Source organism: Micromonospora tarensis (assembly GCF_016803395.1).
GTDB classification, from domain to species: Bacteria; Actinomycetota; Actinomycetes; order Mycobacteriales; family Micromonosporaceae; genus Micromonospora; species Micromonospora tarensis.
The window spans coordinates 1-4,435 of the sequence record NZ_JAEVHL010000372.1; the positions used below are offsets into that span (position 1 = coordinate 1).

The window sequence follows — 4,435 nt, forward strand, 5'->3', positions numbered from 1 at the left end:
GTTCCTAGACAGCTCCACTCCACAACCGGAGGCCTTCACCTACCTACGACATCAGAGCGTGTCGTCACACAACCTCGACCAACCTCCCTGGACAGCACAGCTAGTCGTGGGGGTGGCTCCGGTGGTGGGTCGCCAGGACGTCCGCGCCGAAGTCGCTGGCGGGGCGGCGCAGCACGGTGTGCGCGTGGTTGCCGTCCGCGCTGGTGTTGTCGTACTCGATCAGCAGGTCGTCGCCCTGCACCCGGTAGTAGTGCCGCTTTCCGGGCTCGGTCGGCCCGGCCCAGGCGAAGTACAGGTCGCCGGCGCCCAGCCGAGTCGCCTCCCGGATGGCCAGCTCGGGCGGTAGCCGGTCGAGGTAGAGCGCGACCACCTGGTCGAGCAACGCGCGGCCGGTCGGTCCGAGCCGGCCCGCCGGTACGCCCAGCGGCTCCAGCGGCCCGTCGACCCGCCCACGGGTGGCGCTGATGATGTCCGCCGGGGCGTCGTCGGCGATGATCGCGGCGGCCCGCTCGGCCGGCCCGAGGGCGTCGAGCAACGCGCGGGCCAGGTCCTCCTCGACGCCGAGGGGGCGGGTGACGGGACGACCGGCGTACCGGACGGCCGCAGGGTTGGCGCCGAAGAAGATCGGCGCGGGGGAGACCTGACCGTCCACGACTGTCATGTTCACCGAGAGGTGGTGCCCTTCGAGCCGCCACGCCCAGCGGTCGTCGCGCGCCGGGTCGCCGAACACGGCCACCCAGTAGTCGCCGCTGTGCCGCCCGCGCTGCCAACCCTCGGCCCGGTCCAGCACCTCCTCCAACCCGATGATCGCGATCGCCTGCGCGTACGCCGAGGGGCTGAGCGCGGTGGCCAGCAGCCGGTGGGCGGCCTTGCGGCCGGCGACGTCGAGCTCGGCGAGGCAGACGCCGGGCCGGGGTCGGGGCCGGTACTCCAGCCAGCGTCGGGTCGTCTCGTCGTCGAACGGGTGCACGGCGATTTCCCGGGCGGCGGGGGTGAGGGCGGTCAGCAACGCGGTGCTGGCGGTCCGCATCTGCTCCGGCAGAGGATCTTCCACCGCCCCTGTATACCGGCAGGCCGGTGCCGGCGTCAGCCGACGCGCAGCAGCTCCGCCATCTCCGGCAGGTCGAAGAAGTGCGCGGTCTCCACCGCCGACGGGTTGCCGTGCGCCGGGTCGGCGCCGGCGGCGAGGAGCGCGCGGACCGCCTCGGTGCTGCTGCGGAAGACCGCCGCGGCCAACGCGGTCTGGCCCCGGTCGTTGGCCCGGGAGTGGTCGGCGCCCCGGCTGAGCAGGGCCGCCACCGTGTCCGGGTGGGCGTGGTACGCGGCCAGGATGAGCAGGGTGTCGCCCCTGTCGTTGGTGAGGTTGACCGGCAGGCCGGCGTCGAGCTGCGCGGCCAGCTCCTGCGTGGAGCCGGCGCGGGCCAGGTCGAACATCCGGTGTGCGAACGCCAGCGTCGCGGCGTCGAGGTCGTCGGTCACCGGTCCAGGCTAGGGCCCGCCCTGATAGGTTGCTCGGCCGGCGTGCTGGGGAGGGTCCGATGGTCGAGACGGTGTACGTGGGCAACGCGGGTGTCGACGGTGCCGCCGACGCTGGTTGGCTGCTCGGTCACTTCGTGCCCGCGGGGGAGCTCCGGCACAGCACCGACGTCGAGGTGAAGTGGGGCGTGCACCCACCCGGGCAGGCCCGGTCGCGGTGGGCGACCGGGGAGCTGCGGACCACCCTGCTCGTCCTCGTCGAGGGGTGTTTCCGGGTCGAGCTGCCGGATCGGACGGTACGACTGGCCGCGCCGGGCGACTACGTGGTGTGGGCCCGTGGAATGGACCACTCCTGGTTCGCCGAGCGCGCGTCGGTGGTGCTGACCGTGCGCTGGCCGTCGCTGCCCGGCTACCGGGTGGACCCGCCGGTGCTGCGCTGATCCGGTCGCGGCGCGATCGGCGTCCCACCAGACGAAATTACCTACTAAACCTATAGGCTTTGCCGGCTAGAGTACGAGGGCACCCCGCCGAACGACCCGCGAGGAACCGCCATGACGCACCACCGCCCGGAGCCCGACCTGCTCACCGTTGCCGCCCGATGGGCCGACCCGGTCGGCTGGCCGGTCGCGCTGCGCTTCGACCCCGCCGAGCGGTGGTACGCCCGCCTCGCCGTCGGCGACGACCACGAGGTGTGGGCGCTGAGCTGGCTACCCGGGCAGGGCACCGACCTGCACGACCACGGCGGCTCCCGTGGAGCGTTCCGGGTCGTCGGCGGCGCGCTCACCGAGGAGACGGTCAGCGCCGGCCGGCTGCGTCCGCGACTGCTCTCCGCCGGGGTCGGCCGCCGTTTCGGCCCCCGGCACGTGCACCAGGTGAGCAATCGGGGTGCGGACCCGGCGGTCAGCGTGCACGTCTACCGGCCGGCGCTGCTGCGGATGACCCGCTACCACCTGGTGGACGGGCGACTGCGGGTCGCCGAGGTCGCCGAGGCCGGCCGGTCCTGGTAGCCGATCCACCCCCTGTCATCGGAAGGAACCGAGCATGTCGATAACCGCCGAGCACTGCCCCGCCCCCGTGCCGCCGTCGGGCTCGCGGGGCATCGACGAGATCCTGGCCGCCGCCCGGGCCCGACTCGACCGGCTGGATCCGGAGCGGGCGCACCTGGCGTACCGGACCGGGGCGCTGCTGGTCGACATCCGGCCGGCCGCTCAGCGGGCCGCGCACGGCGTGGTGCCGGGCTCGCTGGCGGTCGAGCGCAACGTGCTGGAGTGGCGCTTCGACCCCCGCTGCGGCCCGGCTGCCGCAGGCGGTCGACTACGACGTGCCGGTGGTGATCCTCTGCCAGGAGGGCTACACCTCGTCGCTGGCCGCCGCCGCCCTACAGGACGTCGGCCTGCACCGGGCCACCGACGTGGTCGGCGGATTCGCGGCCTGGCGGATCGCCGGCCTGCCGGCCCTCGGCCCGACCCCGCTGCACCATCGCTCACCCCTCGCGTCCCCGGTCAACGCCGGGTGGCGCGCCGCTGACCGTCACGCCACACCCGGCGTGGCGGGCGTACCGCCACTCAGGAGGCACCATGTCCGTCGTCGCCATCCCCACCCGCCGCCATCCGGGGGTGCGCCCGGCCCGCCCGCGCACCGGCCCGACCCTGACCATCACCCTCGACCTCGCCCCCGGGCCGCTGAGCCCTCGGCTGGCCCGGCTGGTGCAGCTGCTCGGCGAACTCGCCGAATCCGGCGAGGGGCAGCTGCGCGCCGTCGACGACATCGCGCCGGGGCCGCGCCCGGCCGCACGCCCGGCCACCGTCGAACCGGTCGTCGCGGCGGACCAGGTCCGCATCCTCACCGGCTCGCGGACGGTCCGCCGGGGCGACCAGGTCGTCTCGCTGACCCGCATCGAGTACGAACTCCTGCTGTTCCTGGCCGAGCGGCCCCGCCGGGTCTTCACCCGCCTGCAACTGCTCTCCAACGTCTGGGGGTACGAGCACGCGGTGGCCCGGACCGTGGATGTACACGTCCGTCGGCTGCGTGCCAAGCTGGCCGGGGCGGAGCTGGTCACCACCGTCTACGGGGTCGGTTACCGACTGGCCGACGAGGCCCCGATCAGCGTGGAGTACGGCAGCTGAGCCCTGGTCCGGCGGCACGGTGACCACCTGGTGAACCGGGCGGGGACCCCCGTAACGGGGCATCTCGAGGACTCTGCTGTAATCATCAGGCCTCGTACGCAGAGCGAGCATCCGGCTCCGATGCGTTCGTCAATTGTCACATTCATGCAACGCAGCCGCCTCTTGACCCTCGCCCAGGCGCCGGGAAGCATCGATGAAGCGGCGTCCCGGGCCGTGGGGAGATACCCGGACCAGCCCAAGGAGGACCATGTCGGTCAGCCCCGCCTCGTCGCGCGCCGGATGGCATACGTCCCAACCCGCGGTGCCCGGTCGACCTCCCGGCGGCCAGCGCCGCCCGGCGAACACCGCCGCGCCCGTGCTCACCGTGACGCTGTCCATCCCGCTGGCCTGTGAGGAGTCGCTGACCCCGGCGGCACGTCGACTGCTGGAGGCCGCCCGCGAGATGCTGGAGCGGGGTGAAGGCGTGATCATCGGGTCGGTCCCGGCCGAACGCCGCCCCGACCCGGCCCCCGCCAGCAGGTCGCCGGCCCGTGCGCTCAGCCCGACCATCCCGGCCCTGCACATCCTCGCCTCGTCGCGTTCGGTGCTACGCGACGACGAGCCGCTACCGCTGACCCGGCTGGAGTTCGACCTGCTGCTGCACCTGGTCGCCCATCCGCGCCGGGTGTTCACCCGGCTGCAACTGCTCAACGCGGTCTGGGGCTACGAGCACGCCGGCGTCCGCACCGTCGACGTGCACCTGGTCGCCCATCCGCGCCGGGTGTTCACCCGGCTGCAACTGCTCAACGCGGTCTGGGGCTACGAGCACGCCGGCGTCCGCACCGTCGACGTGC

6 protein-coding genes and 1 pseudogene are annotated in these 4,435 nt (G+C 73.6%); 5 read left to right on the forward strand and 2 right to left on the reverse strand.

The window, feature by feature from the left end; translation table 11 throughout:
* Nucleotides 1–100: 100 nt before the first annotated feature.
* Nucleotides 101–1,054 carry a DUF3500 domain-containing protein gene (locus JM949_RS34015; protein WP_203152122.1) on the reverse strand — a complete coding sequence of 318 codons (954 nt, stop codon included), beginning with the start codon at nucleotides 1,052–1,054 and terminating at the stop codon, nucleotides 101–103.
* Nucleotides 1,055–1,086: 32 nt separating this feature from the next.
* Nucleotides 1,087–1,479 (reverse strand): ankyrin repeat domain-containing protein, encoded by a 393-nt coding sequence (locus tag JM949_RS34020; RefSeq protein ID WP_203152123.1) that lies wholly within the window; start codon nucleotides 1,477–1,479, stop codon nucleotides 1,087–1,089.
* A gap of 59 nt (nucleotides 1,480–1,538) precedes the next feature.
* Here JM949_RS34020 and JM949_RS34025 point away from each other — a divergent pair, with 59 nt between their 5' ends.
* The 5 genes and pseudogenes from JM949_RS34025 to JM949_RS34045 form a co-directional block, all read left to right on the forward strand.
* Nucleotides 1,539–1,916, forward strand: coding sequence for a signal peptidase I (locus JM949_RS34025; RefSeq protein ID WP_203152124.1), 378 nt, complete (start codon nucleotides 1,539–1,541; stop codon nucleotides 1,914–1,916).
* Nucleotides 1,917–2,027: 111 nt separating this feature from the next.
* Nucleotides 2,028–2,483, forward strand: coding sequence for a cysteine dioxygenase (locus JM949_RS34030; protein WP_203152125.1), 456 nt, complete (start codon nucleotides 2,028–2,030; stop codon nucleotides 2,481–2,483).
* Nucleotides 2,484–2,517: 34 nt separating this feature from the next.
* A pseudogene (locus JM949_RS34035) lies at nucleotides 2,518–2,956 on the forward strand (rhodanese-like domain-containing protein); the annotation flags it as partial.
* Between the two features lie 97 nt (nucleotides 2,957–3,053).
* A complete protein-coding gene (locus JM949_RS34040; protein WP_203152126.1) occupies nucleotides 3,054–3,602 on the forward strand; it encodes a winged helix-turn-helix domain-containing protein in 549 nt (182 codons plus the stop codon).
* A 247-nt stretch (nucleotides 3,603–3,849) separates the two neighbouring features.
* The coding region (locus JM949_RS34045) for a winged helix-turn-helix domain-containing protein (RefSeq protein WP_238434388.1) at nucleotides 3,850–4,435 on the forward strand (586 nt) is incomplete at its 3' end.

Coding starts and splice junctions, on each gene's coding strand:
- JM949_RS34040 (WP_203152126.1), top strand. CDS start 3,054: ATGTCCGTCGTCGCCATCCCCACCCGCCGCCATCCGGGGGTGCGCCCG.
- JM949_RS34030 (WP_203152125.1), top strand. CDS start 2,028: ATGACGCACCACCGCCCGGAGCCCGACCTGCTCACCGTTGCCGCCCGA.
- JM949_RS34025 (WP_203152124.1), top strand. CDS start 1,539: ATGGTCGAGACGGTGTACGTGGGCAACGCGGGTGTCGACGGTGCCGCC.